22 protein-coding genes are annotated in these 24693 nt (G+C 63.6%); 10 read left to right on the plus strand and 12 right to left on the minus strand.

Translation table 11 applies throughout. The annotated features are described in order from the left end of the window. Positions 1-1143, plus strand: coding sequence for an extracellular solute-binding protein (locus JG746_RS27365; protein WP_202359483.1), 1143 nt, complete (start codon positions 1-3; stop codon positions 1141-1143). Between the two features lie 62 nt (positions 1144-1205). Here JG746_RS27365 and JG746_RS27370 read toward each other — a convergent pair whose 3' ends face one another. Further along, positions 1206-2045: an amidohydrolase family protein gene (locus tag JG746_RS27370; protein ID WP_202355561.1), complete on the minus strand. Its 840-nt coding sequence runs from the start codon at positions 2043-2045 to the stop codon at positions 1206-1208. A 65-nt stretch (positions 2046-2110) separates the two neighbouring features. Then, a complete protein-coding gene (locus JG746_RS27375) occupies positions 2111-2896 on the minus strand; it encodes an IclR family transcriptional regulator (RefSeq protein WP_202355562.1) in 786 nt (261 codons plus the stop codon). Positions 2897-3065: 169 nt separating this feature from the next. On the opposite strand from JG746_RS27375, the gene JG746_RS27380 reads away from it, so the two are divergent. From JG746_RS27380 to JG746_RS27415, 8 genes are all read left to right on the plus strand, one after another. After that, positions 3066-4385 (plus strand): ABC transporter substrate-binding protein, encoded by a 1320-nt coding sequence (locus tag JG746_RS27380; protein ID WP_202355563.1) that lies wholly within the window; start codon positions 3066-3068, stop codon positions 4383-4385. An 84-nt stretch (positions 4386-4469) separates the two neighbouring features. Then, positions 4470-5366: a carbohydrate ABC transporter permease gene (locus tag JG746_RS27385; RefSeq protein WP_202355564.1), complete on the plus strand. Its 897-nt coding sequence runs from the start codon at positions 4470-4472 to the stop codon at positions 5364-5366. Beyond that, positions 5366-6232, plus strand: coding sequence for a carbohydrate ABC transporter permease (locus JG746_RS27390; RefSeq protein ID WP_202355565.1), 867 nt, complete (start codon positions 5366-5368; stop codon positions 6230-6232). Before JG746_RS27385 ends, JG746_RS27390 begins: the two co-directional genes overlap by 1 nt. 4 nt (positions 6233-6236) lie before the next feature. Continuing rightward, entirely contained in the window at positions 6237-7334 is a 1098-nt protein-coding gene (locus JG746_RS27395) for an ABC transporter ATP-binding protein (RefSeq protein WP_202355566.1), read from the plus strand. Between the two features lie 3 nt (positions 7335-7337). After that, positions 7338-8450: a mandelate racemase/muconate lactonizing enzyme family protein gene (locus JG746_RS27400; protein ID WP_202355567.1), complete on the plus strand. Its 1113-nt coding sequence runs from the start codon at positions 7338-7340 to the stop codon at positions 8448-8450. Between the two features lie 9 nt (positions 8451-8459). Next, positions 8460-8789, plus strand: a complete 330-nt coding sequence (locus JG746_RS27405; RefSeq protein WP_202355568.1) for an L-rhamnose mutarotase — start codon at positions 8460-8462, stop codon at positions 8787-8789. Continuing rightward, positions 8782-9858 carry a Gfo/Idh/MocA family protein gene (locus JG746_RS27410; protein ID WP_202355569.1) on the plus strand — a complete coding sequence of 359 codons (1077 nt, stop codon included), beginning with the start codon at positions 8782-8784 and terminating at the stop codon, positions 9856-9858. The genes JG746_RS27405 and JG746_RS27410 overlap by 8 nt, the downstream gene beginning before the upstream one ends. Continuing rightward, the gene (locus JG746_RS27415) at positions 9855-10304 is read left to right on the plus strand and encodes a MaoC/PaaZ C-terminal domain-containing protein (RefSeq protein WP_202359484.1); all 450 of its coding nucleotides are present in this window, start codon (positions 9855-9857) and stop codon (positions 10302-10304) included. Before JG746_RS27410 ends, JG746_RS27415 begins: the two co-directional genes overlap by 4 nt. An 11-nt stretch (positions 10305-10315) precedes the next feature. Here the strand turns inward: JG746_RS27415 and JG746_RS27420 are convergent, their stop codons facing one another. The 9 genes from JG746_RS27420 to JG746_RS27460 all read right to left on the minus strand — a co-directional run bounded on the left by JG746_RS27420 (position 10316) and on the right by JG746_RS27460 (position 21047). Next, entirely contained in the window at positions 10316-11113 is a 798-nt protein-coding gene (locus tag JG746_RS27420) for an ABC transporter permease subunit (RefSeq protein ID WP_202355570.1), read from the minus strand. A gap of 2 nt (positions 11114-11115) precedes the next feature. Further along, positions 11116-11973: a 2-aminoethylphosphonate ABC transporter permease subunit gene (locus JG746_RS27425; RefSeq protein ID WP_202355571.1), complete on the minus strand. Its 858-nt coding sequence runs from the start codon at positions 11971-11973 to the stop codon at positions 11116-11118. Continuing rightward, positions 11966-13111: an ABC transporter ATP-binding protein gene (locus tag JG746_RS27430; protein WP_202355572.1), complete on the minus strand. Its 1146-nt coding sequence runs from the start codon at positions 13109-13111 to the stop codon at positions 11966-11968. Before JG746_RS27430 ends, JG746_RS27425 begins: the two co-directional genes overlap by 8 nt. Positions 13112-13143: 32 nt before the next feature. Further along, the gene (locus JG746_RS27435; protein ID WP_202355573.1) at positions 13144-14175 is read right to left on the minus strand and encodes a 2-aminoethylphosphonate ABC transporter substrate-binding protein; all 1032 of its coding nucleotides are present in this window, start codon (positions 14173-14175) and stop codon (positions 13144-13146) included. A gap of 254 nt (positions 14176-14429) precedes the next feature. Beyond that, positions 14430-15443, minus strand: coding sequence for an NAD(P)-dependent oxidoreductase (locus JG746_RS27440; RefSeq protein ID WP_244730461.1), 1014 nt, complete (start codon positions 15441-15443; stop codon positions 14430-14432). Then, the gene (gene pbfA, locus JG746_RS27445; protein ID WP_202355574.1) at positions 15443-16801 is read right to left on the minus strand and encodes a (R)-1-hydroxy-2-aminoethylphosphonate ammonia-lyase; all 1359 of its coding nucleotides are present in this window, start codon (positions 16799-16801) and stop codon (positions 15443-15445) included. The genes JG746_RS27440 and pbfA overlap by 1 nt, the downstream gene beginning before the upstream one ends. A gap of 71 nt (positions 16802-16872) precedes the next feature. Next, positions 16873-18330, minus strand: coding sequence for a phosphonoacetaldehyde dehydrogenase (phnY, locus tag JG746_RS27450; protein ID WP_202355575.1), 1458 nt, complete (start codon positions 18328-18330; stop codon positions 16873-16875). 234 nt (positions 18331-18564) lie between these two features. After that, a complete protein-coding gene (gene phnA / locus JG746_RS27455) occupies positions 18565-19821 on the minus strand; it encodes a phosphonoacetate hydrolase (RefSeq protein WP_202355576.1) in 1257 nt (418 codons plus the stop codon). Between the two features lie 26 nt (positions 19822-19847). Beyond that, the gene (locus tag JG746_RS27460; RefSeq protein ID WP_202355577.1) at positions 19848-21047 is read right to left on the minus strand and encodes a 2-aminoethylphosphonate--pyruvate transaminase; all 1200 of its coding nucleotides are present in this window, start codon (positions 21045-21047) and stop codon (positions 19848-19850) included. A 267-nt stretch (positions 21048-21314) separates the two neighbouring features. Here JG746_RS27460 and JG746_RS27465 point away from each other — a divergent pair, with 267 nt between their 5' ends. Beyond that, complete coding sequence (locus JG746_RS27465; RefSeq protein WP_202355578.1) at positions 21315-22184, plus strand: LysR substrate-binding domain-containing protein; 870 nt, start codon at positions 21315-21317, stop codon at positions 22182-22184. A 6-nt stretch (positions 22185-22190) separates the two neighbouring features. Here JG746_RS27465 and JG746_RS27470 read toward each other — a convergent pair whose 3' ends face one another. Then, positions 22191-24665, minus strand: coding sequence for a GcvT family protein (locus JG746_RS27470; RefSeq protein ID WP_202355579.1), 2475 nt, complete (start codon positions 24663-24665; stop codon positions 22191-22193). Positions 24666-24693: the final 28 nt, after the last annotated feature.

Genomic DNA, 24693 nt, shown 5'->3' on the forward strand with positions numbered 1-24693 from the left:
ATGACCTGGAGCCATCCGCGCGGCTACGATCCCATGGTCGCCTGCTCGTCGCTGTGGGAGCAGAAGACCGGCGTCGCCATTGAATGGGACAAGCGCTCGCTGCAGGATTTCGAATCCTTCCCGGTCGAGGAACTGGCGCGCGCCTATGACCTGATCGTCATCGACCACCCGCATGTCGGCCAGATCACGGCGGAAAGCTGCCTCGCGCCGCTCGATGTCGCCGGCCGCGAGGCGGAGCGCGCAGCGCTAGCCTCAGGCAGCGTCGGCCAGTCCTATCCAAGCTACGCCTGGCAAGGGCGGCAATGGGCGTTTCCGATCGATGCGGCCAGCCAGGTCCAAGCCTGGCGGCCGGATGCGCTCGATGCGCCGCCGGCGCGCTGGAGCGAGGTGCTCGATCTCGCCCGGCAGGGCCGTGTGCTGTTGCCATTGCGGCCGCCGCATGTGCTGATGGTGTTCTACACGCTGGCCGGCAATCTCGGTCATCCCTGCGCCACCGACCCGTCCCGTGATCTCATCGATATCGCGACCGGCAGTCAGGTCTTCGAAGCGATGCGCGAGGTCGCCGCCCTGGTCGAACCAGCCTGTTTCGAGATGGATCCGATTGCGGTTTCCGAACGCATGGCGGCGGCCGATTCCAAGATCGTCTGCGCACCGCTGATCTATGGCTACGTCTCCTATGGAATATCAGGATTTCGTGCCCACCGGCTGGCCTTTACCGACATAGCGGCCGTCGGTTCCAACGGCCCAATCGGTTCGGCGCTCGGCGGCACGGGCATAGCGGTGTCGGCCTTTTCCAAAGCCCGGGATGCGGCGGTCGACTTTGCCTACTGGGTCGCCAGTGGTGAAATCCAGCGCGGTCCCTATGCCGCCGCCGGCGGACAGCCGGGTCATGCCGCCGGCTGGGAAGACCAGACCGTCAACGCCGCGACCGGCAATTTCTATCGCGACACGCGCGCGACGCTGGAGGGTGCATGGGTGCGGCCGCGCCATGACGGCTACATGGCGTTCCAGCAGGCAGCGTCCGACCGCCTTCTTTCCGGCATCACCGGCAGGCACAAACCCGCCCAGGTCGTTGCCGACCTCATCAGCCTGTTCCGAGGGAGTGCCACGCAGGTGTCCTGCGCTGCCGGCGGAGGAGCCTGAACGAAAGCGAACGGCGGAGAACGTCTGGGGCTATGCCCCAGCGAGATACCGAGGCAATCCAACTATTCCAGCCGCCACAGCATGCGGGCATTGCCCGACAGCAACCTGTCGCGCTCCGCGATGCTGCAGCCGGAAAGCAGCGCGTGGGTCGCGGCAACCCAGGTCGACAGGCCGCCGCCAAGCGTGCAGACCGGCCAGTCGCTGCCCCAGACGACACGGTCCCAGCCGAATGCGGCGATGGTGTGCTCGACATAGGGCCGCAGCGTCGCGACAGTCCAGCTGCCGGGATCGGCATAGGCGACGATACCGGAAATCTTGGCCATGACGTTCGGGCGGCGCGCGATCTCGCTCATGTGCTCGCGCCAGGGATGCTCGCCCTTGCCCTTGATGTCGGGAACGCCGCAATGATCGAGGATGAACTGGACGTCGGGCGCAAGGTCCGCCAGCGCAATCGCCTTGGGAATCTGGTGCGGCAGCACGACGAGGTCGAAGGTCAGCCCGGTGCCGCCAAGCTGCTTGATGTTGTCGCGAAACACCGCGCTTTCGGACAGATCGTCCGGCACGACATGGAGCACGCGGCGGAAGCCCTTGACGAAAGGCGTTGCCCGCTGCCGTTCGAGATAGGCCGGAAAGTCCGCATCTTCCGGCCGGCAGGACGCGATCGCCCCCACCAGCATGCTGCCAGCCTGCCGCGACAGACCTTCGACCCGTGCGGTCTCGGCTTCGATGTCGGCCGGATCGACATCGACCTCCATATGCAGCACGCGCTCGACGCCGACGCGCTGCGCCTCGGTGGCGTATTCCTCATAGGAGAAATCGCGGTTGAGCGGCGGCACGCCGGCAAGCCAAGGATAGTGCAAGGCCGAGCGATCGATGAGATGCAGATGGGTGTCGATGATCACTGGAGTTCCTCTCAATTGTCTTTGTCAAATCATCTCACGGAGGAATTCTTCATTCAAATAAGAATTTACGCTGCCGAGCCCACTGCCGACCCAGCCAAGTGCGACAGCTTCTCGCAGGTTGCCAGCAACAGTTCGATGGTCCTGGTAATGTCGGGCGCGGATGGAGCGTTGACCACGGTGATGTAGGGGATCGACAGCGCGGCGAGCGCCTTGCCGTCGGAACTGCGCACCGGCGCCGACAGGTTGAAGACGCCGGCGGTCTGCATCGAGGCCATCATCTCGTAGCCACGGTCGCGTATCTGGTCGAGCCGCGTGAAGAACTCGGTCGACTGCGCCGTCTTGTCGGTGCTGCGGACGTGTTCGGAAATCATCATCTGCCGCTCTTCCTGCGAGCGGAACGCAAGCAGCACATGGCCTGAACCGGTGTCGAACAGGCTGATGTGGGAGCCGACGCGGATCGAGATCCCCCAGTAGTTCGGCGCCTCCTGCTGGGCGATAACGACGGCGGAACCACGATCAAAAACAACGAGTTGGTTGGCCTGCTGCGAAGTCTCGGCAAGCTCGCGCATCAACGGCGTGGCGTAGGAAACCAGCCGCCGGACGGGAGCGTGCAATTGCGCCAGGCCGAAAAGCTTGAGCGTCAACGAGTAGCGGTCGCCGTCAAGCCTGGTGACATAGCCGCGCCGCACCAGCCGGTCGAGCATGCGGTAGAACTCATTGGGGCTACGGTCGAGTTTCTTGGCGATTTCGGCCTGTGTCAGGCCACCGTCGACGCCGGCCAGCAGTTCAAGGATGTCGAGCCCCTTGTCGAGCGCCGGCGCGCGATAGCGCTCGTCTTCGCTGTCGTCCATGGGGCATTTCTCCAGTGAAATCGATTCTTCATATACGCATAAATGGAGCCGGCGGAAACAAATTTCGCCTTGACGTATCTATGAATGTTTTGTTTGTATATGAATGTCGCGCTCTTGCCACACGGACAACGTTGCGGTCGCCGCCAGGCGTCCCTAGGGAGGAAACCAAATGAACAGACTGCTTTCCGGCGTGTGCGCCGGTGCATTGGTGCTTGCGTCAGGTGCAGGCACGGCCCTTGCCGGCGACCTGCCTGGCAAGTTTGAAGGCGTCACCGTCGACGTGAAGCTGATCGGCGGCCAGCAATATGAAAAGCTCTATGAGCGCATTCCCGAATGGGAGAAGGCGACCGGCGCCAAGGTCAACATCCTGACCAAGAAGAATGGCTTCGACATCGACAAGGAGCTCAAATCCGATATCGCCTCGGGCAGCACCAACTGGTGCGTCGGCTGGAACCACTCGTCCTTCGCGCCGCAATATACGGGCCTCTACACAGACCTCAGCAAATTGCTGCCCAAGGAAGAGATCGATGCCTTCGTGCCATCGACGATCAAGGCGGCAACCATCGACGGCAAGCTCGAAATGCTGCCGCGCGCGCAGTTCGACGTCTCGGCGCTCTACTACCAGAAGAGCCTCTACGAGAACGCCGACAACAAGGCCAAGTTCAAGGCCAAATACGGCTATGACCTGGTGCCGCCGGACAGCTGGAAGGAAGTCACCGACCAGGCCGAGTTCTTCGCCAACCCGCCCAATTTCTACGGCACGCAGTTCGCCGGCAAGGAAGAGGCGATCAACGGCCGCTTCTACGAAATGGTGGTCGCCGAAGGCGGCGAGTACCTCGACAAGGACGGCAAGCCGGTCTTCAATTCCGAGGCCGGCATCCGGGCGCTCGACTGGTTCGTCAATCTCTACAAGGCCAAGGCCGTGCCGGCCGGAACCACCAACTATCTCTGGGACGATCTCGGCCAGGGCTTTGCCTCGGGCACCGTCGCCATCAATCTGGACTGGCCGGGCTGGGCTGGGTTCTTCAACGATCCGAAGTCGTCGAAGGTGGCGGGCAATGTCGGTGTGAAGGTCGCGCCGAAGGGCTCTTCTGGCAAGCGCACCGGCTGGTCCGGTTTCCACGGTTTCTCGGTGACCGAGAACTGCCCGAACAAGGAGGCCGCGGCTTCGCTGGTGTGGTGGCTGACCAATGAGGACAGTCAGAAGCTCGAGGCCGCCGCAGGCCCGCTGCCGACCCGCACGGCGGTGTGGGACTGGGACCTGAAGCAGGCCGAAAACGATCCCTACAAGAAGGAGGTTCTCTCCGCCTTCCAGGAAGAAGCCAAGCACGCCTTCGCCGTGCCGCAGACGCCTGAGTGGATCGAAATTTCGAACGCCGTCTATCCGGAACTTCAGGCGGCGATCCTCGGCGACAAGACCTCGAAGCAGGCACTGGATGAAGCGGCCGCCAAGGCGACGCAGATCCTGCAGGACGCCGGCAAGCTCTAGAACCGTCTCCCAAGGCTGCCTCCCCCATCAGGAATGGGGGAGGCAATCGCGTCTTGTCGCAATGCAAACACCCACAGGATTCTGATGAAGGGCTTCAAGCCATCGGCGCCGTTCCTGCTGCTGCTTCCAGCCATCATCGTGCTGGCGGCGGTCGTCGTCGTGCCGCTGCTTCTGTCGCTCTATTCCAGCTTCACGCCGTTCCGCCTGACCAAGCCCGAAACGTTCTTCATCTTCGTCGGTTTCCGGAACTATCTCTCGATCCTGGCCAACAGCGATTTCTGGTGGGCGTTCGGCCGCACGGTGCTGCTGCTGACCATCGCGCTCAACCTCGAAATGCTGCTTGGCCTTGGCCTTGCCATGCTGGTCGAGAAGGCGACGCGCGGCCAGCGCATCCTGCGCACGCTGATGATGTTTCCGATGATGTTCTCGCCGATCCTCGTCGGCTTCCAGTTCAAGTTCATGTTCAACGACAATATCGGCCTGGTGAACAACGCCCTGCAGTCGCTAGGGCTCACGCAGGACGCCATCCCGTGGCTGATCGAGGGCCATCTCGCCTTCATCGCCATCTCGATCGCCGAGATCTGGTCGTCGACCGCGATCTTCGCCATCCTGATCCTGGCCGGCCTGCTCGCCATGCCCAAGGAGCCTATCGAGGCGGCGCGCGTCGACGGCTGCACGCCCTGGCAGACGTTCCGTTATGTGACGTGGCCGTTCGTCATGCCGTTCGCCTACATCGCCATGACCATCCGCTCGCTCGACGTCGCGCGCGCCTATGACATCGTCAAGATCATGACCGATGGCGGACCGGCGGGCCGCACCGAGCTGTTGTGGACGCTGGTGGCGCGCACCGCCTACAGCGACGGGCGCATGGGCATGGCCAATGCCATGGCCTATTTCTCGATCCTGCTGTCGATCGCCTTCACCGTCTATTTCTTCAACAAGCTCGCCGCGGCGCGCACGCAGATCGGTGCGGAGTGGTGATGGACGAGAATTCTTCCGCCCGCCTCAAGCGCCGGCTGCTGAGCATCGTCCATCGCGTCGGCCTGTTCCTGGCGATGCTGACCATCTGCCTGCCCGGCCTCTGGATCGTGCTGTCGTCGCTGCGGCCGACCGTGGAGATCATGGCCAAGCCGCCGGTGTGGATTCCTCAGGAGATTTCCTTCGACGCTTATATCGCGATGTTCTCGGGCATCGGCAAAGGCGGCATCCCCGTCATCGAATATTTCCGCAACTCGCTGATCATCTCGGTCACCTCGACGGTCATCGCGGTGGCCATCGGCATGGCCGGCGGCTATGCCTTCGCGCGCTATCGCTTCCGTGGCAAATCGAGCGTCTTCCTCGGCCTGATGCTGACGCGCACGGTGCCGGGCATCGCGCTGTCGCTGCCGCTGTTCTTCCTCTATGTGCGGCTTGGCATCATCGACACGCATTTCGGGCTGATCCTCGCCTATGTCGCGCTCAACGTGCCGTTCACCATCTGGCTGATTGACGGCTTCTTCCGCCAGGTGCCGAAGGACCTCGCGGAGGCCGCGCAGATCGATGGCTGCACGCGCTGGCAGGCGTTCTGGCAGGTCGAGTTCCCCCTCGCCGGGCCTGGCATCGCATCCGCCGCCATCTTTGCCTTCCTGACCTGCTGGAACGAATTCGCGCTGGCTTCGCAGCTAACCCGCTCGGTCAGCGCCAAGACGTTGCCGGTCGGCCTGCTCGACTACACGGCCGAATTCACCATCGACTGGCGCGGCATGTGCGCGCTCGCCGTGGTGATGATCATCCCGGCGCTCACCCTCACCTACATCGTCCAGAAACACCTTGTCGGCGGCCTGACCTCCGGCGCGGTGAAAGGCTGATCCCATGGCAACGGTTTCCCTCAAAAAGCTGACGAAGCGCTACGGCAATATCGGGATCGTGCACGGCATCGATCTCGACATCGCCGACCGCGAATTCATCGCGCTGGTCGGCCCGTCCGGCTGCGGCAAGTCGACGACTTTGCGCATGATCGCCGGGTTGGAGGAAATCAGCGCCGGCTCGATCGAGATCGGCGGGCGCGTCGTCAACGATCTGCCGCCGCGCTCGCGCAACATCTCGATGGTGTTCCAGTCCTATGCGCTCTACCCGCATATGACCGTGCGCGAGAATCTCGGCTTCTCCTTGAAGATCGCCGGAGCGGCCAAGGAAGAGATGGACCGCCGCGTCGCCGAGGCCTCGGCGATTCTGGGCCTCGACACGCTGCTCGACCGCCGCCCGTCGCAACTGTCGGGCGGCCAGCGCCAGCGCGTCGCCATGGGCCGCGCCATCGTGCGCGATCCCGACGTGTTCCTGTTCGACGAGCCGCTCTCCAACCTCGACGCCAAGCTCAGAACGCAGATGCGCACCGAAATCAAGAAGCTCCATGCCAAGGTGCAGTCGACGGTGATCTACGTTACCCATGACCAGGTCGAGGCGATGACGCTGGCCGACCGTATCGTCATCATGCGCGATGGCCATATCGAACAGGTCGGCACGCCCGACGAGGTCTTCCGGCGCCCGGCGACGCGCTTCGTCGCCGGCTTCATCGGCTCGCCGCCCATGAACCTGCACGAAGCGACGGTCGATGACGGCCAGCTGGTTTTTTCCAGCGGCGAGAAACTGCCTTTGCCCGCCCAGTTCAAGGCCAATGTCGCCGCCGGCGACAAAGTCGTGTTCGGTCTGCGGCCTGACGATATCTATCCGACCGGGCACGGCATCAGTTCCGGCAGCGCCGCCGACGTTCACCAGATCGAGCTGCCGATCACCGTCACCGAGCCGCTCGGCAACGAGACACTGGTGTTCGTCGAGTTCAATGGCACCGACTGGGTGTCGCGCATGCTGAACCCGAGGCCGCTGCGGTCGGGCGAGCGGGTGGCGATGAGCCTCGACCTGTCGCAGGCGCATCTGTTTGCCGCCGGGACCGGAAAGACATTGCGGAGCTGACCGATGGCCAGGATCGAGAAAATCGAACTGCGGATGGTGGACCTTGTGCCCAAGGTCAAGCGCACGGACGCCATCCAGAGTTTCGTCAGCCAGGAAACGCCTATCGTCACGATCACCGATTCCGACGGCGCGGTCGGCACCGGCTACAGCTACACGATCGGCACCGGCGGTTCGTCGGTGATGCGGCTCTTGTCCGACCATCTGGCGCCGCGACTGATCGGCCGCGACCCCGACATGATCGAGGCGATCTGGCACGATCTCGAATTCGCAACGCATGCGACGACGATCGGCCCCATCACGGCAATCGCGATCGCTGCGATAGACACGGCGCTTTGGGATCTGAGGGCGAGGAAGCAGAAGCTGCCGCTGTGGAAGCTGGCCGGCGGCGCCAAGGACCGCTGCCCGCTCTACACCACCGAAGGCGGCTGGCTGCACATCGAGACGGCCGCACTTGTAGACGACGCACTGGCCGCCAAGGCCAAGGGATTTCGCGGCTCGAAGGTGAAGATCGGCAGGCCGCACGGGTCGGAGGATCTCGCCCGCCTGTCGGCGGTGCGCAAGGCGGTGGGCGACGGCTACGAGATCATGACCGACGCCAATCAGGGGTTTTCGGTCGACGAGGCGATCCGGCGCGCGGCGCGGCTGCGCGACCTCGACCTCGCCTGGATCGAGGAACCGCTGCCGGCCGACGACATTGACGGCCATGTCAGGTTGTCCCACTCGACGCCGACGCCGATCGCCATTGGCGAGTCGCTCTATTCGATGCGCCATTTCCGCGAATACATGCAGAAAGGCGCCTGCTCGATCGTCCAGGTCGATGTCGGCCGCATCGGCGGAATCACGCCATGGCTCAAGATCGCCCATGCGGCGGAGGCCTTCGACATTCCGGTCTGCCCGCATTTCCTGATGGAGCTGCATGTCAGCTTGACCTGCGCGGTTCAGAACGGCAGGTATGTCGAGTACATTCCGCAACTCGACCAGTTGACCGGCAAGCATATGCGCATCGAGGATGGGCATGCGCTGGCGCCCGACGAACATGGCATCGGCATCGACTGGGACTGGGATGCGGTCAAGGCCATGAGCATCGCCGAATTCACCACGGCGATCACCAAATAGGAGTCGGATATGCAGCGAATGGGCATGGTGCTGGGGTTGAAGCCGGAAAAGGTCGAGGAGTATGTCCGCCTGCATGCCGCCGTCTGGCCCGACGTGCTGACCATGATCTCGGCCTGCAACATCAAGAATTATTCGATCTATCTGAAGCGGCCGGAGAACCTGCTGTTTTCCTATTTCGAATATCACGGCACCGACTATGCGGCCGACATGGCCAAGATGGCCGCCGACCCGAAGACGCAGGAATGGTGGGCGGTCTGCATACCTTGTCAGGAGCCGCTCACGACCCGCAAGGAGGGCGAATGGTGGGCCAGCATGGACGAGGTCTTCCACTATGACTGAGGGCGGTTTCGACCCCGCCTCACTCGTCCAGTCCTGGCCAAAACCTTCAAAACCCCGTCCGATCGTCACTTTCGGTGCCGGGTCGATCGTCGGCGACGCGCATTTTCCCGCCTACCGCAAAGCGGACTTTCCGATTGCCGGTCTTTATGATCCGGACCAGGCCAAGGCGAAGATGCTGGCCGAGAAATGGGGCGTGACGGCGTTCCGCTCCATCGACGAAGCCACGGCGGTCAAGGATGCGATCTTCGACCTGGCAACGCCTCCGGGACGGCACGCCGAGATCCTGAAATCTCTGCCGGACGGTGCGGTCGCATTGATCCAGAAGCCGATGGGCAACTATCTCGGCGAGGCAACCGAAATCCTCGAAATCTGCCGCGCCAAGGAACTCAAGGCAGCAGTCAATTTCCAGTTGCGCTTCGCGCCGATGATGCTGGGGCTCAAGGATGCCATCGCCAAGGGCTGGCTCGGCGAGGTCGTCGATTTCGACGCCTGGCTGGCGCTGTCGACGCCGTGGGAATTGTGGGAGTTCCTGCTCAAGGCGCCGCGCGTCGAGATCGCCATGCACTCGATCCACTATCTCGACCTCATCAGGCAATTGCTCGGCGATCCCAAGGGCGTCCACGCCAAGACGCTCGGCCATCCCAATCACAAGGTGGCGCAGACGCGCACCAGCGCCATTCTCGACTATGGCGACACCGTGCGCTGCGCGCTGTCGATTAACCACGACCACAAGTTCGGCCGCCGGCACCAGGCCTGCGAGTTCCGCATCTGCGGCACGGAGGGGGCGGCCTATCTCAAGCTCGGCCTCAACCTCGACTATCCCCGGGGCGAACCGGACATATTGGAAATCCATCCGAAGGGCGGAACGGACTGGATTGCCGTACCGCTCGCCGGCGAGTGGTTCCCCGACGCTTTCGTCGGGCGCATGGCCAATGTACAGCGCTTCGCCACCGGCGAGGACGATGCGCTGGTCAGTTCGGTCGAGGACGCCTGGAACACCATGGCGCTGGTGGAAGCCGCCTATAGATCGAGCGCAGCGCCGGCGACACCGATCGCGGAAAGACCCTGATGGAACAGATCACCTATTTCGAGGACTACGAGATCGGCTCTTCGCGGCTGACCAGCGGCCGCACCATCACCGAGACCGACTTCATCGTCCATGCCGGCCACACCGGCGATTTCTTCCCGCACCACATGGACGCCGAGTACATGAAGACGACGCCGTTCGGCCAGCGCATCGCGCATGGCACACTGGTGTTCTCGGTCGGGGTCGGCTTGACAGCGAGCATCATCAACCCTGTCGCCTTCTCCTATGGCTATGACCGGCTGCGCTTCGTCAAGCCGGTGTTCATCGGCGACACGATCCGCACACGCACCACCATCACGGCCAAGGAAGACGATCCCAAGCGGCCGGCTTCGGGACGCGTGATCGAGCGCTGCGAGGTGATCAACCAGCGCGGCGAGGTCGTGCTCGCGGCCGACCACATCTACATCGTCGAACGCAAGCCGGCCTAACGAAGTCCGCGCTAAGCGCCGGTGGCGCGCTTGGTGATGCGCTCCAGTCCGAGCAGCAGGACCAGCGTCGCCGCCACCAGAATCATTGTGAGTGCGGCACCGGCAAAGATGTCGCCGCGATCGGTGAGGCTGAAGATCGACACCGGCAGCGTCACCCAGCCCGGCGGATAGACCATAACCGTGGCGCCAAGTTCGCCCATCGACAGCGCGAAGCTCAGGCCGAAGGCGGCGACCAGATAGGGGGCGAGCAAGGGCAGCGTGACATGCCAGAGCCGGTAGGCCGGCCGCGCGCCGAGGCTCGACGCCACCTGATCGAAATCGGGCGATAGCCGCGCCAGACCTGCCGAGACATTGCCGAAGGTGAAGGCCGAAATCAGCACGAAATGCGCGATCATGACGATCGCGATCGTACCGTTGAGCAGCAGCGGCGGATGGCTGAAGGCAACCAGCAGGCCAAGGCCGACGGACACGGACGGGACGGCACTGGGGATGAAGAAAAGCAGGCCTAGCAGGCGCTTCAAGGCAGGTCCTTGCAGGCGAAGGGACAGGGCCGCCCATGCGCCGCTGACCAGCGCCAGCGCGCTGGCCAGGAAGCCGGTGATGAGGCTCGCCTTGACCGAATTCCATGCAGCGCCGCGGATAACATCGGCGTAGTGCTCCGTCGTCAGGCCGTTCGGCAGCACGCCGTTCCACTGGTCGGCGAGGCTGGACAACAGGATGACCGCCAACGGCGCCAGGAACAAGACGCCGAAGATCAGCGCGAACATTACCCACAGCACGATGCGACCAGGGCGCGACCAGACCAGCATGGCTAGACTCCCAGCCGGCCGGCGGCGAAGCGATAGAGGCCGAACAGGCCAAGCGACAGCGCGATGTTGACCACGGCGATGATGCAGGCGACCTGGTAGGCCGATTCCTGGATCGCCTTGCCGTAGATCAGCAGCGGCAGCGTGATGACGCCCTTGGCGCCGATGAACAGCACGATGCCGAATTCATTGACGGTCAACAGCAGGCAGAGGCTGCCACCGGCGACGAGTGCGGGAATTGCCGCCGGCAGGATGACCTGGCGCACGATGCGGAAAGGCCGTGCGCCGAGCACGCTTGCCGCTTCGATCTGGCCACGGTCGACGAGCGAGAAGGCAGCAAGAAGCGGCCTCAGGATGAAGGGCGTGTAGACGGTGACTTCAGCCAGCACCACGCCCCATGTCGAATAGAGGAAATCGACGGGCGGCAGCGGCAGCGAGAAGGCCTCCATCAGCCCGGTGTTGAGCATGCCGGCGGAGCCGTAGAGGAAGGTGAAGGCAAGCGTCACCAGGAAGGTCGGCAGCGCGATGAAGGTGTCGATCAGCCGGGCGATGAAACCGCTGCCGGGGAACGGCACGAAGGCGAGGATCAGCGCCAACACGAGGCCGACGATCAGACACCCGGCCGTTGCCGCCACCGAGATCGTCACCGTGTTGATCAGCGCGTTGAGGAAGAAGCGCGAATGCAGCACGCGAAAAATCTCGGCGGCATTGGCGACGCCACTATCATCAAGGAAGGCCTGCCGGGCGATCAGCGCCAGGGGATAGAAGAACAGCAGCGCCAACAGGGCCGCAGGGGGCACGATCCAGAACTTGCCGGGTTCGCGCCTGACCGCCGGCGCGCGAAGGGCGACGGCCTCAGACACCGGAATCTTCCGGAAGCAGCGAGGTGTCGGCCGGCGCGAAGAACAGCGGAACCCTGGCGCCGGGTTCGGGCAAGGCGATCGGCAATTTCGTCGCCGAGACGCGCACCGGCGTGCCGTCGACATCGAGCACGAGGTGGGTGAGTTCGCCCTGCCAGTGCACTTCCTGCAACGTGCCGACGATGCGGTTGATGTGCTCGTTGTCGGCGGTCAGGCTCAGGTGCTGCGGCCTGATACAAAGCAGGCTTTTGTCGCCTTCCTTCTCGTCACGGCCGGCACCGGTGAGCACCGCGTCGCCATGCCTTGCCGTGGCAAAGCCTTTCGACCCGGCAGGCTCGGCGACCGTCACCGGCAGAAGATTGGCGCGGCCAAGGAATTCGGCGGTGAAGCGGTTCGGCGGGCGGCGGTAGAGTTCCGTCGTCGGCCCGTGCGAACAGACCCTGCCGTCACGCATGATGGCGATCTTGTCGGCGAGCGTCAGCGCCTCTGTCTGGTCGTGGGTGACGTAGAGGATCGTCAGGCCCGGCAGGCTGCGGTGCAAGCGGGCGATTTCCTCGACCATGTTGCGGCGGATCTGCGCGTCGAGCGCCGACAGCGGCTCGTCGAGCAGCAGCACGCGCGGCCGCACGGCAAGCGCGCGGGCAATCGCGACGCGCTGCTGCTGGCCGCCCGAAAGCTCTCTGGGATAACGCCGGGCAAAAGTCGCCATGCCGACGGTGCCGAGCGCATCCTTGACCCGCTCGGCGATCAGCGCCTTGTCGGCGCCCTGCGCACGCAGGCCGAAAGCCACGTTGTCTTCAACCCGCATGTGCGGAAACAGCGCGTAGTTCTGCACCACCATGCCTAGGCCTCGCTCGTAAGGCGGCAGATCGGTGACGTCGGTGGCGCCGATGCGGATGCGGCCGCTTGCCGGCCGCACGAAGCCGGCAACAGCCCGCAAGGCGGTGGTCTTGCCGGAGCCGGAGGGGCCAATCATCGCCAGGATTTCACCCGGCGCGATGTCCAGGGTCAGCGGATGCAGGACGACATGCGCGCCATAGGCGACGCTGACCTTGTCGAAGTGGACATTGGAGCCGGCGCCGCGAATTTTCGCGGCGTCGATGTCCATGACACTGGTACCAGTAAAGGCGACGGCCGACATGGCTTGGTCCTCCGGATTTCTGCCCTCGGGTGTCAGCTTCCGGTCGCCTCGTTCCACTTCTTGACGTAGTCGGGAAGCTTGGTCAGCGCTTCGTCCCAATTCGGCGACCAGATGGTCAGGCCCTTCATCGCCTCCTGCAGCTTGGCGAAGTTGGCGTCGGACGGCGTCACGTCCTTGCGGGCGGGCACGCCGATGGCAATCGAGCTGACCGTCGACTGCGCTTCCTTGGACAACAGGAAATCGATGAGTTTCTTGCCGTTGTCGGCGTTGGGCGCGCCGGTGACCAGGCCGATTTCATAGGGCAGCGCGAAGGTGGAGCGCACGCCGTCAGGACCCGCCGGCCAGAACACCTTGATGTTGGGATTGCCGGCCATCTGCGACATGTTCATCTGCAGATCGCCGTTGGCGACGTGCAATTCGCCCTTGTTGACCAACGCGGTCAGCTTGCCGGTCGAGGCGGATGGGCCGACATTGTTGTCCTGCAGCTTCTTCATGAACTCGAAGCCGGCATCCTCGCCGCCGAAGGCATGGATGATCTGCAACATGACGGCAGTGCCGTCGCCAGCCTGGCCGGGCGTCGAATACTGGATCTTGCCCTTGAATTTGGGATCGAGCAGGTCGTTGTAGCTCTTCGGCGCTTCCGACAGCACGGCGCTGTTGTAGATGAAGTTCATGTAGTTGTTGACGACAGGCCGGTACTTGTCGGTGCCGCCGTCGATCTGGTCGGCGCCTTGCGGCTTGTAGTCCTGCAGCAGGCCGTCGGCGGCGGCGCGCTGGACGAAGGGCGGCAGCGTCACCAGCACGTCGGCCTGCGGGTTCGACTTTTCCTTGGCGACACGCTCGACGACACCGCCGGAGCCGGCCTCGATATACTGCACGGTGATGCCAGTGGCCTTGGTGAAGGCGGCGAATTCGGTCTCGTACCAACTGCCGTTGCCGTCATGCAGGCCGTCGGCGGAATAGATGGTGACGACGCCGTCGGCGAAAGCTGGTGAGACGAGAGCCGACGACGCCAGGAGCGACGCAGCGAAGGCCATGGCGATGGTGAGATTGCGCGATTTCATGGATCAGTTCCCCTGTGATTGTTGGCACATTCTGCGATGCACTATGACCAACCGGCTTCGGTCTCTGGCGGACGTTGAGCCGACTGGATGTCGTCGTTGTGCCAACTCTGGGGACTGATGATCGATAAGTAAAATCTATTTATTTTATGACAGGCAAATTTCTTCTGATGTTTGTCATGGAACTGTCGCATAGATGTTGCGGGCGCGGCCGTTCCCTTGCGAAAGGCGTCTATCCAATTGAAAAATAGAGACTATCAGGTGAAGGAAACGCCCGAGGTCTGCGCCCGCAAACGCGCATCATGCGAGCGAATGGTCACGAGCCGACCGTCAAGAATCTCGACGCAACGCGCGAGCGTGTCTTCCTCGAGCCGGCGCATCGCCTCATGCGTAAAGAAGGTGAGATGCGGAAACAGGATTACATCGTCACGGCCAAACAGCGCGCTCATCGGATGGCCTGATCTGGCCAGCGGTTCGACCGAATAGACGTCGAGCCCGGCGCCGCCGATCCGGCCTGCCACGATCGCCTCGACAACGGCCGCCTCGTCAATCAGCGCGCCGCGCGAGACATTGATAATGATCGCGGTGGGCTTCAGGCACGCGAGCTCGGCCTTGCCGATCAGGCCGCGAGTCTTGTCGTTGAGCACGCAATGGAGGGAAACGAAATCACAGGCGCGCAACATGGACCGGAGGTCGTCAACCTTCTCGATGCCGGCGGCATGCATGGTCGCGGCATCGACACCAGGATCGAAGCCGAGCACACGTGCGTGAAACCCCTGGCCGGCCATGCGCGCCATGCTGCGGCCGATCTTGCCGCAGCCGACGAGCCCAAGCGTGGCGCCTGATATGTCGTGCCCCAGCCAGCGCTGCGCGGGCCAGACCCAGCCGTCCCGGGCCACCGCCGCGGTGATCGCCGGCAGCCGCCTGGCGAGTGCGATCATCAGGGCGAAGGCGCCTTCGGCGACGGTTTCCTCCGCATATTCGGGCACATTGACGACGGGAATGCCGCGCCGCATCGCGGCCGGAATATCGATGGCATCGATGCCGACGCCGTATTTGACGATGCCCTTCAATTTCGGCGCCGCGTCGATGACCCGTGCCGTGATCGGCGTGTAGCACATGAGAAGCAGATCGGCGTCGGCAACGGCGTGCATCAGATCCGCCTCGGCAATGCCATCGGGCAGCGTCACCAGTTCGACGCCCCTAGTCCGCAAGCCGGCATCGATGCCGGGGCATTCAAGCTCCTGGTCGGTACGAACGGCCTTCATCATCAGGCCGCGAGCACCGCAACCTCGACAATGTCGAGGGCGCGGTCGAGATCGGTCTTCGAAATGACCAGCGGCGGCGACAGCGTCAGCACATTGCCATGGCTGACCTTGAAGCTCAGGCCCTGCTCCAGGCACGCGTAAAAGACTCGCTCGGCAAGGTCCCGCGCGGGCTGGCGTGAAGCGCGATCCTCGACGAGTTCGACGCCGACCATCAGCCCCCTGCCCCTGACGTCGCCGACATGGGACGAGCGGTTCATCAGGTCCTGCATGCGTCCGAGCATGTGCCGGCCGAGTTCGGCCGCGCGCTCGACCAGCCCTTCCTCCAGGATGATGTCGATCGTCGTCAGGGCGGCGCGCGCCGTCACCGGGTTCTTTTCGTGGGTGTAGTGACCGATGGCGAAGCCGCCTGTCACGTCGAGGTCGCGGCGGGCAATGACGGCGGCGATCGGCAGGATGCCACCGCCCAGCGATTTGCCGAGGACGACGATGTCGGGTGTCACGCCATCATGTTCGTGGGCGAAGAATTTGCCGGTCTTGCCAAGGCCGGTCGGAATCTCGTCGAAGATCAGCAGCGTGCCATGCCGGTCGCATGCTTCACGCACCCGCTTCCAGAAGCCGGGCGGCGGCGGATTGGGCGTCGCCCGCATCGGTTCGGCGACGACCGCCGCCACATCCTGCTCGCGGCCGAGCACATAGGCGATCATGTTGGCACAGGCGAGCCCGGACGCTTCCAGGGAATTGTGGCCGTAGGGGCAGCGATAGCCGTCCCAGGGCGCGACATGCTCGGTGCCCGTCATCATCGGGCCAGCAATATGCGAGCGGAAGGTCGCTTCGCCGCCGACGCTTGCGGCACCAAATCCGGCGCCGTGAAACGCATCCCAGAACGACACCGTCTTGAAGCGGCCGGTCGCGGCGCGCGCGATCTTCAGCGCCACTTCGATGGCATCCGAGCCGCCTGTCGTGAACAGCACCTTGCCGAGATCGCCGGGCGCCAGTGCCGTCAGTTTCTCCGCCAGTTCCACGGCGGGTTCGCAAGTGAAGCGGCGTGGCGCAAAACAGAGGTCGTCGAGCTGCTTCTTGATCGCCGCCACCAATCTGGGATGGCCATAGCCGAGGTGATGCACGCTGTTGCCGTGGAAATCCATGAAGCGGCGACCGGCGGTGTCCTCGATCCAAATGCCTTCAGCCTTGGCAATCGTCGAAAGGCAAGGGCTGGACAGGCTCTGGTGCATGAAGGCGGCCGCGTCGCGGTCGAGCAGGCCGCGGATGCGGGGATCGTCCTGGCCGGCGTCCCACCGTCCGCGGGCCGCCGTCGTGTTGGAATCGCCCTCGGTATGCACAAGTTCTTTGATCGCGGCCATCACCGTCTCCGAAACGCGAATGAGGGAGCGTCGGCCGCTCCCTCGTAATCCTGCCAGTCATTGCTGCCCGATCACGACCAGGGCAGCGAGAAGGTCTTCACATTGGTGTAGCTCTTCATCGCCTCGATGACGCCTTCCTTGTAGCCATTGCCCGAATCCTTGATGCCGCCGAAGGGCGACATCTCGATGCGGTAGCCCGGCACTTCCCAGATGTTGACCGTGCCGACCTGGAGGCCGGCGATGTATTTCTGCATGCGGGGAAAGGAGTTGGTGCAGACGCCCGACGACAGGCCGAAGGCGGTCGAGTTGGACAGTGCGATCAGCGCGTCGTCGTCATCCGGCGCACGCACGATCGGGATGATCGGCCCGAAGGTCTCTTCCATCACCAGTTCGGATGTGTGCGGCACGCGATCGACGACGATCGGCGGCAGAAGGGCGCCCTTACGGCCCGGATTGTAGAGGATTTCGGCGCCTTGCTCGCCGGCCATGTGAACACGGGCCTCGAACAGGGCCGCCGCCTTCTCGTGCACGACGGTGCCGAGGTCGGTAGAGCGATCCATCGGGTCGCCGAAGCGGATCTTTTTCGCTCGTTCCAACACCAGCGGGACGAAGCGGTCTGCGACACTTTCCTGAACGAGGATGCGCTTGACCGCGGTGCAGCGCTGGCCGGAGTTTTTCGTCGCTCCGGCCACTGCCAGGTCCGCCGCCTTTGCCAGATCCTCGTCCGACAAATCGTTGAGGATGATCAGCGGATCGTTGCCGCCGAGTTCCAGCACCTGACGCTTATAGCCGGCGGTGCGGGCGATCATCTTGCCAACCGGCACGCCGCCGGTGAAGGTGATCAGGTCGATGTTCTCGTTGGTGATCATCTCGTTGCCGATATCGGCCGGCCAGCCGGTCACCACCGACAGCATTTCGGGCGGCAGGCCGGCTTCGTAGAGAATGTCGGCCAGAAGCAGCGCCGTCATCGGCGTCAGTTCGGTCGGCTTGACCACCACACAATTGTTGGTGGCGATCGCCGGCGCCACCTTGTGCGAGACCATGTTGAGCGGGTGGTTGAACGGCGTGATCGCCGAGATCGCCTTCAGCGGCTCGCGGGTGGTGAAGATCTTGCGCGCCTTGCCGTGCGGGGTGAGATCGCAGGAGAATATCTGGCCGTCATCCTGGATGCACATCTGCGCCGACAGCGTGAACACGTCATAGGCGCGGCCGACCTCATAGAGCGAATCGGCCTTGGAGATGCCAAGTTCGAGCGTGATGAGGTCGGAGATCTCTTCCCGGCGCGACGCCAATGCCTCGGCGGTGCGAAACAGGATCTGCTGGCGCTCATAGCGCGTCAGCTTCGATTTGTAGCCGGCGGCGATCTCGAAGGCCTGTCGCGCATGCTCGGCGCGGCCTGCCGGCACGGTGCCGATAACGGTGTCGTTCCAGGGATAACGCACCTCGACGACGCCATCGGCATCGATCTTCTTGCCGGCGATACGCATCGGCTCGTGGCGAACTTTGATGGCAGGGTCAAGCTTGGTCATGGTCTCTGCTCCAGCAGACTCTGGGATACGTCGCGGCGGAGGATCGCCCCCACTCCGGCCCTTCGGGCCACCTCTCCCCAGATCGACGGGGGAGAGGAAATCAGGCGAGGTCGGCGCTCCAATGTTGACGGGCTAAGCCCCGGCTGGATCTGGCGCCTTTCCTCTCCCCCGTCGATCGGGGGAGAGGTGCCGAGCGAAGCTCGGCGGAGTGGGGGTCGACAATCACGCTCGACATCACGCCAGCGCCGCCGCCATCGTGGCGTAGTAGAAGGCGTCGAAATTGCGCAGTGTCGGCTCGTTCGGCAGATCGGGCAGCACGCGGTTGACGATGAACGGCACCTCCTGCTCGGTGAGCCCGCCATGCGAGCGCAGTGGCTCGTTGAGGGCGGCCAGATCATGGCGATGCTCCGAGGTGCCGATCGTCTTGTTTTCGGTCGAGATCAGCACGATGTCGCCGATACGGTCGGCAGGAAGCTCGAAACGCTCGCAAGCCGTCGGGCTGTCGACGACCAGCATGATGCCGTCGACCTTCGCCAGCCGCGCCATGATGCCAGCCTGGTCGGCACCATCAGGCAGATAGGCGGTGGCGAAAGAGCCGAGCGCGCCGTGATGCACGACATAGGGGTCGGTGATCGGCAGGATGACGCGCGCGGCGTCCTTGCCCAGCCACTCGTCGAGCAGGTCCTGGACATAGACGACGTCGGGCGAACCATCCGCCTTGTGCTTGGGCTTCATGCCATGGTCGGCGGTAACGACGATGGCCGCGCCCAGCGCGTCGAGTTCGGTCAGATACTTGTCGAACATTTCGTAGAAAGCGTTGGCCTGTGGCACGCCCGGCGCATATTTGTGCTGCACATAGTCGGTGGTCGTCAGATACATGATGTCGGGGCGGAACTCCTTGAGCAGTTGCACGCCGGCCGCGAAGACAAATTCCGACAGCTCCGCCGAATAGACCTCCGGCACCGGCAGCCCAAAGTGCTTCGACGCATTGTCGATGCCATGCTCGGCCCTGGTTGTGGTGTCGGATTTTTCCGCCGAGAAGCACAGCGCACGGCCTTCGTCGAAGGCAAGACCCTTGCCAAGCAGCGCCCGCAGCTTGTCCTTGGCGGTGACCACGGCCACCTTGGCGCCGGCATCGTAGAAGGCCTGGAAAATGGTCGGCGCGCGCAGGAAACGCGGGTCGTTCATCATCACTTCCTTGCCGGTCTCGCGCTCGTAGAGGTAGTTGCCGCAAATGCCGTGCACCGACGGCGGACGACCAGTGGCGATCGACAGATTGTTGGGATTGGTGAAGCTTGGAATGACCGAGTGCGCAAAACGCACCGTGCCCTTCTGCTTGATCCTGGCCAAAGCCGGCATCAGCCCGGCATGAATAGCCTCGTCGAGATAGGCCGGCTCGCAGCCGTCAAGGCAGATGGCGATGGCCGGCACGCGCGGCCAGGCGTAGGTGCGGCCGTTGACGGCGACGTTGATGGGAGACATCTGGTTCATCGGAATTCCTTCGAAATGGTGCCGCTTCAGGCGGCGAGTTTGGCGCGTTCGGCGATTGCCGCGGCTGGCGGAGCGGCGGTATCGACGCCCATCTCTTGCAGCGAGGAAGCCGCCGCCTCGACGACGCGGCGCATGACATGTTCGTCCATCTGGCCGATGCAGCCGACGCGGAAGGAATCCACGACCGTCAGCTTGCCGGGATAGATGATGAAACCCTTGTCCTTCATCAGCTCGTAGAAGCGGTCGAAGGCGAAATTGGCATGGGCCGGGTTGAAGAAGGTGACGATGATCGGCGACAGCCAGCGATCCCTAAGCAGCGTTTCAAAGCCGAGGTCGCGCATGCCGGCTACCATGACGTCGCGGTTCCTGGTGTAGCGGGCGCCACGGCCGGCGACGCCGCCTTCGGCCTCGTGCTGGCGCAGTGCCTCGAGAAAGGCGGCGACGACATGGGTCGGCGGCGTGTAGCGCCACTGGCCGGTCTTGTTCATATGCGCCCACTGGGCATGGACATCGAGCGACAGCGAATGGCTGCGGCCCTTGGCAGCTTCCAGTTCGCTCTTGCGGGCGATGATGAAGCCGAAGCCCGGCACGCCCTCGATGCATTTGTTGGCCGAGGAAACCATTGCCTCGTAGCGGATCTCGTTGACGTCGAGCGCGATGGCGCCGAAGGCACTCATGGAATCGACCAGCAGCTTGCGGCCCTTGGCATGGACGGCTTCGGCAATCTCGGCGACCGGGTTGAGGATGCCGGAGCTGGTCTCGCAATGGATGGCGATCGCATGCGTGATGGCCGGGTCGGCCTCGAGAGCGGCCGCCACCTCGTCACCGCGCGGCGGCAGATAATCACCCTTGTCGATCAGCGTATAGGCGCGACCGAGATACTGCATGGTCTGCGCGGCGCGCAGACCATAGGCGCCGTTGGCCAGCACCAGCACCTTGCCGTCCCTGGGCACGAACGAACCCAGCATCGCCTCGACGCAGAAGGAGCCGCTGCCCTGCATCGGCACGCAGTCGAACTCGTCCTTCGCGTCCCCGGTCAGCGCCAGCAGGCGGCGGCGCATGTCTGATGTCATGGCACGGAAATCGCCGTCCCACGATCCCCAGTCGCGCAGCATGGCCTGCTTGACCTGATAGGCCGTGGTGAGCGGACCCGGCGTCAGCAGATAGGGCTCGCCCAGCGCCGGACTGGCCAGCGGCTCCGCGGCAAACTTCGTCTCGGCGCGCATGGTGTCCTCCGACAGATCGCTGCTTTGATGTGGCTTTATTCTTGGCCGGAACGACATATTTGTAAAATCGTTATTTTGTATCGAAGTATCGATTTCTGCGATGGTAGAGTGAACCACCCGGCGCAAATTGCATCTCGGTCATGACACGGTTGTGAAGCCGGATAAGTTCACCTGTTTAGCATAAGCTAAATCGTTCGTTTCCACCTTCAGGAAATCTGGCCTTATGATAACTTGCCTCACCATTCCGCGTCTCGAAGGTGAAAAAGAATGCGCTACGTTCAGCTGCGGGCCTTTCATCAGGTGGCAATCTCAGGCGGTTTTTCGCGGGCCGCCGAAGCGCTGTTCCTGACCCAGCCGGCCATATCGGACCAGGTGCGCAAGCTGGAGGAAGAGTATGATGTGCTGCTGTTCAACCGCAACAAGAAGCAGGTCACGCTCACCCATTCGGGCCAGAAGCTGCTCGAGATAACCCACCGTATGTTCGACACCGAGCAGCAGGCGCTCGAGCTTCTGACCGAGTCACGCGCGCTGCGCTCCGGCACGCTGCGCATCGTTGCGGATGCCGCGCATCATCTGCTGCATATCCTCGGCAGCTTCCGTGCCCGCTACCCAGGCGTGCAGGTTTCGGTGCGCGCCGGCAACACCGAGACGGTGATCAGCAGCCTGTACAGTTACGACGCCGATATCGGCGTGCTGGGCGAGGTGCCGGCCGGGCGCGACTTCGAGGTGCTGAAACTGAACTCGACGCCGATCATCGCCTTCGCTTCCATCGACCATCCGCTGTCGGGCAAGAAATCGCTGACGCTGAAGCAGCTCGCGCAGGAATCGCTGGTCATGCGGGAACGCGGCTCGAAGACGCGTCAGAAACTCGAAGACCTGGCTGCGGCGTCGAAAGTCGAATTGAGGCCAGTGATCGAAGCCGAAGGCCGCGAGGCCGTGCGAGAAATCGTCGCCTCGGGCGCCGGCATCGGCTTTGTGTCGGCGGCCGAATTCGGCCAGGATTCGCGTCTGGTGCCGATCGCCATCGATGCACCCGAGACGCTGATGGACGAGGCGCTGATCTGCCTGCGCGAACGCAGCGGCGGCAAGCTGGTGCGCGCCTTTCTCGACATGGCACGGTCGATGTCGACGGATTGAGCGTCTCTACGCAGCCGCCCTCACCACGACCGCGTCGGCCTTCACGCGCTCCGACTTCGGATCATAGGGGCTGCGCAAATGCGCCGTCGCGGCATGGCGAAGGCCGGCGAGGTCGATCTCGAAGCGGCCGCCGGTGAGGAACGCGGCATCGACGCCGACTTCATTCCCGATCAGCCCGAGCGCCACCGAGCGTCCCAACGTGTGACCATAGGCTGCCGAGCGGACTTCGCCGACCGGTTTGCCGTCGCGCAGGATCAGTTCGCCGCCCCAAAGCATCGGTTCGGCATCGTCGAGCGTGAGCAGCACGATGCGCTTGGTCGGCGCTGACGACTTTGCCGCGACCAGCGCGTCACGGCCGATGAAGCCGCCCGGCTTGTCCATGGCGACAGCGAAGCCAAGCCCGGCCTGCCAGGGGTTGATATCCGGCGTCAATTCCCGGCCCCAGGCGCGAAAACCCTTTTCGATGCGCAAGGCGTCGAGCGCGTAATAGCCGGCGTCCAGGAGACCGAACTCACGACCCGCCTCGTGCAGCGCCTCGTAGACGCCGACGGCGAATTCGGTCGGCACGATCAGCTCCCAGCCAAGCTCGCCGACATAGGTCATGCGGTTGGCATAGGCGGTGGCGTAGCCGATATCGATCTCGCGAATGGTGCCGAAGGGGAAGCCGGCATTGGAGAGATCCGCCGAGGTCAATTTGCCGAGCAGATCGCGCGAGCGCGGCCCCATCACAGCCAGCACCGCATAAGAGGAAGTGACGTCGGTCAGGACGGCATGGGCCTCGGTCGGGATGTTCTTGACGATCCAGTCAGCGTCGTGGACCGCCTGCGCGGACCCGGTGACGATGAGGAATTTTTCCGCGCCGATTCGCATCACGGTGAGATCGCTTTCATGGCCGCCGCGCGCATTGAGAACGCCCGTATACACCGACGTGCCGACCGGCACATCGACATTGCCGGCGCAGATGCGGTTGAGCACGGCGCAGGCGTCGCGGCCCTGGACGAGGAGCTTGGCGAAGGAGGTCTGGTCGAAGATGGCGACGGCTTCGCGCGTCGCCCTCATCTCGCGCCGCACCGCCTCGTGCCAGTTCTGGCGGCCGAAGGCATAGTCGTTCTCGGCTTTCTCTCCTGCGGCCGCGAACCAGTTGGCGCGTTCCCAGCCCATTTTCGAACCGAAACAGGCGCCCTTGGCGGCGAGCCGATCATAGAGCGGCGAGCGGCGGAATGGCCGTGCGGTGTCGAGTTCGCGGTTCGGCCATGGCATGGCGTAGTGCAGGCCGAGCGTCTCCTTGACCCGGTCATGCAGCCAGCGCGGATTGTTGTTGAAGGCGGCGAAGCGCCTGATGTCGACCGGCCACAAATCCATGGTCGGCGCGCCATTGACGATCCATTCGGCCAGCGCCCTGCCCGCGCCGCCGGCGCTGGCGATGCCCATCGAGTTGAAGCCGGCGCCGACATAGAAATTCTTCAGCTCCGGCGCCTCGCCGAGGATGAAATTGTTGTCAGGCGTGAAGCTCTCGGGGCCGTTGTAGAATTTCTTGACCTCGGCCTCAGCCAATTGCGGCACGCGGACAAGGGCGTTTTCCATCAGGATCTCGAACTGGTCCCAATCGTCGGGCAGCAGCGCGAACTCGAAGTTTTCCGGAATGCCATTCATGCCCCATGGCTTGGCATGCGGCTCGAAGCCACCCATGACCAGGCCGCCGACCTCTTCCTTGAAGTAGATGAAACCGTCAGGGTCGCGCATCACCGGCAGATCCGGGTGCACGCCATCGATCCGGCCGGTGACGATGTACATGTGCTCGGCCGAATGCAGTGGCACCGACACGCCGCACATCAAACCGACCTTGCGCGCCCATTGGCCGGCGCAGTTGACGACAATCTCGGCGGCGACGTTGCCGCGATCAGTCTCGACGCCGCAGGCGACGCCATTTTTCACCGTGATGCCGGTAACCTTCACTCGTTCGAAAATCTTCGCACCGCGGTTGCGCGCGCCCTTTGCCAGCGATTGCGTGAGGTCTGTCGGGTTGGCTTTGCCGTCTCCCGGCAGCCAAACGGCACCGACCAGATCGTTCGTTGCCATCACGGGCCAGAGATCGCCGGCCTCCCTGGGCGAGATGACGTCGATCTCGACGCCTTGAGCGCGCGCCGATGCAGCCGTGCGCTTCAGCACCGTCATGCGGTCGGCCGTGCGCGCCACCGACAGCGAGCCGCAATTCTTCCAGCCGGTGGCGAGCCCGGTCTCGGCCTCCAGCTCGCCATAGAGCTGCGTCGAATATCGGATCAGGCTGGTCATGTTGGCATGGCTGCGCAGCTGCCCGACAAGGCCGGCAGCGTGCCAGGTGGTGCCGCCACTGAGTTGTCCCTGTTCGAGCAGCACGACATCGGTCCAGCCGAGCTTGGTCAGATGATAGGCGACAGAGCAGCCGATGATGCCGCCGCCGACAATGACGACGCGTGCCTGGGTGGGAAATTCATGTGCCATGAGTGTTCCGCCATTTGAAGGGATGGCG

Source organism: Mesorhizobium sp. 113-3-3 (assembly GCF_016756495.1).
Lineage (GTDB): Bacteria > Pseudomonadota > Alphaproteobacteria > Rhizobiales > Rhizobiaceae > Mesorhizobium.

What these genes read in the sequence shown, in the direction of transcription:
- JG746_RS27365 (WP_202359483.1), top strand. Translation starts at nt 1, where the DNA reads ATGACCTGGAGCCATCCGCGCGGCTACGATCCCATGGTCGCCTGCTCG.
- JG746_RS27375 (WP_202355562.1), bottom strand. Translation starts at nt 2,896, where the DNA reads ATGGACGACAGCGAAGACGAGCGCTATCGCGCGCCGGCGCTCGACAAG.
- JG746_RS27380 (WP_202355563.1), top strand. Translation starts at nt 3,066, where the DNA reads ATGAACAGACTGCTTTCCGGCGTGTGCGCCGGTGCATTGGTGCTTGCG.
- JG746_RS27385 (WP_202355564.1), top strand. Translation starts at nt 4,470, where the DNA reads ATGAAGGGCTTCAAGCCATCGGCGCCGTTCCTGCTGCTGCTTCCAGCC.
- JG746_RS27390 (WP_202355565.1), top strand. Translation starts at nt 5,366, where the DNA reads ATGGACGAGAATTCTTCCGCCCGCCTCAAGCGCCGGCTGCTGAGCATC.
- JG746_RS27395 (WP_202355566.1), top strand. Translation starts at nt 6,237, where the DNA reads ATGGCAACGGTTTCCCTCAAAAAGCTGACGAAGCGCTACGGCAATATC.
- JG746_RS27400 (WP_202355567.1), top strand. Translation starts at nt 7,338, where the DNA reads ATGGCCAGGATCGAGAAAATCGAACTGCGGATGGTGGACCTTGTGCCC.
- JG746_RS27405 (WP_202355568.1), top strand. Translation starts at nt 8,460, where the DNA reads ATGCAGCGAATGGGCATGGTGCTGGGGTTGAAGCCGGAAAAGGTCGAG.
- JG746_RS27410 (WP_202355569.1), top strand. Translation starts at nt 8,782, where the DNA reads ATGACTGAGGGCGGTTTCGACCCCGCCTCACTCGTCCAGTCCTGGCCA.
- JG746_RS27420 (WP_202355570.1), bottom strand. Translation starts at nt 11,113, where the DNA reads ATGCTGGTCTGGTCGCGCCCTGGTCGCATCGTGCTGTGGGTAATGTTC.
- JG746_RS27430 (WP_202355572.1), bottom strand. Translation starts at nt 13,111, where the DNA reads ATGTCGGCCGTCGCCTTTACTGGTACCAGTGTCATGGACATCGACGCC.
- JG746_RS27435 (WP_202355573.1), bottom strand. Translation starts at nt 14,175, where the DNA reads ATGAAATCGCGCAATCTCACCATCGCCATGGCCTTCGCTGCGTCGCTC.
- JG746_RS27440 (WP_244730461.1), bottom strand. Translation starts at nt 15,443, where the DNA reads ATGATGAAGGCCGTTCGTACCGACCAGGAGCTTGAATGCCCCGGCATC.
- pbfA (WP_202355574.1), bottom strand. Translation starts at nt 16,801, where the DNA reads ATGGCCGCGATCAAAGAACTTGTGCATACCGAGGGCGATTCCAACACG.
- phnY (WP_202355575.1), bottom strand. Translation starts at nt 18,330, where the DNA reads ATGACCAAGCTTGACCCTGCCATCAAAGTTCGCCACGAGCCGATGCGT.
- phnA (WP_202355576.1), bottom strand. Translation starts at nt 19,821, where the DNA reads ATGAACCAGATGTCTCCCATCAACGTCGCCGTCAACGGCCGCACCTAC.
- JG746_RS27460 (WP_202355577.1), bottom strand. Translation starts at nt 21,047, where the DNA reads ATGCGCGCCGAGACGAAGTTTGCCGCGGAGCCGCTGGCCAGTCCGGCG.
- JG746_RS27465 (WP_202355578.1), top strand. Translation starts at nt 21,315, where the DNA reads ATGCGCTACGTTCAGCTGCGGGCCTTTCATCAGGTGGCAATCTCAGGC.
- JG746_RS27470 (WP_202355579.1), bottom strand. Translation starts at nt 24,665, where the DNA reads ATGGCACATGAATTTCCCACCCAGGCACGCGTCGTCATTGTCGGCGGC.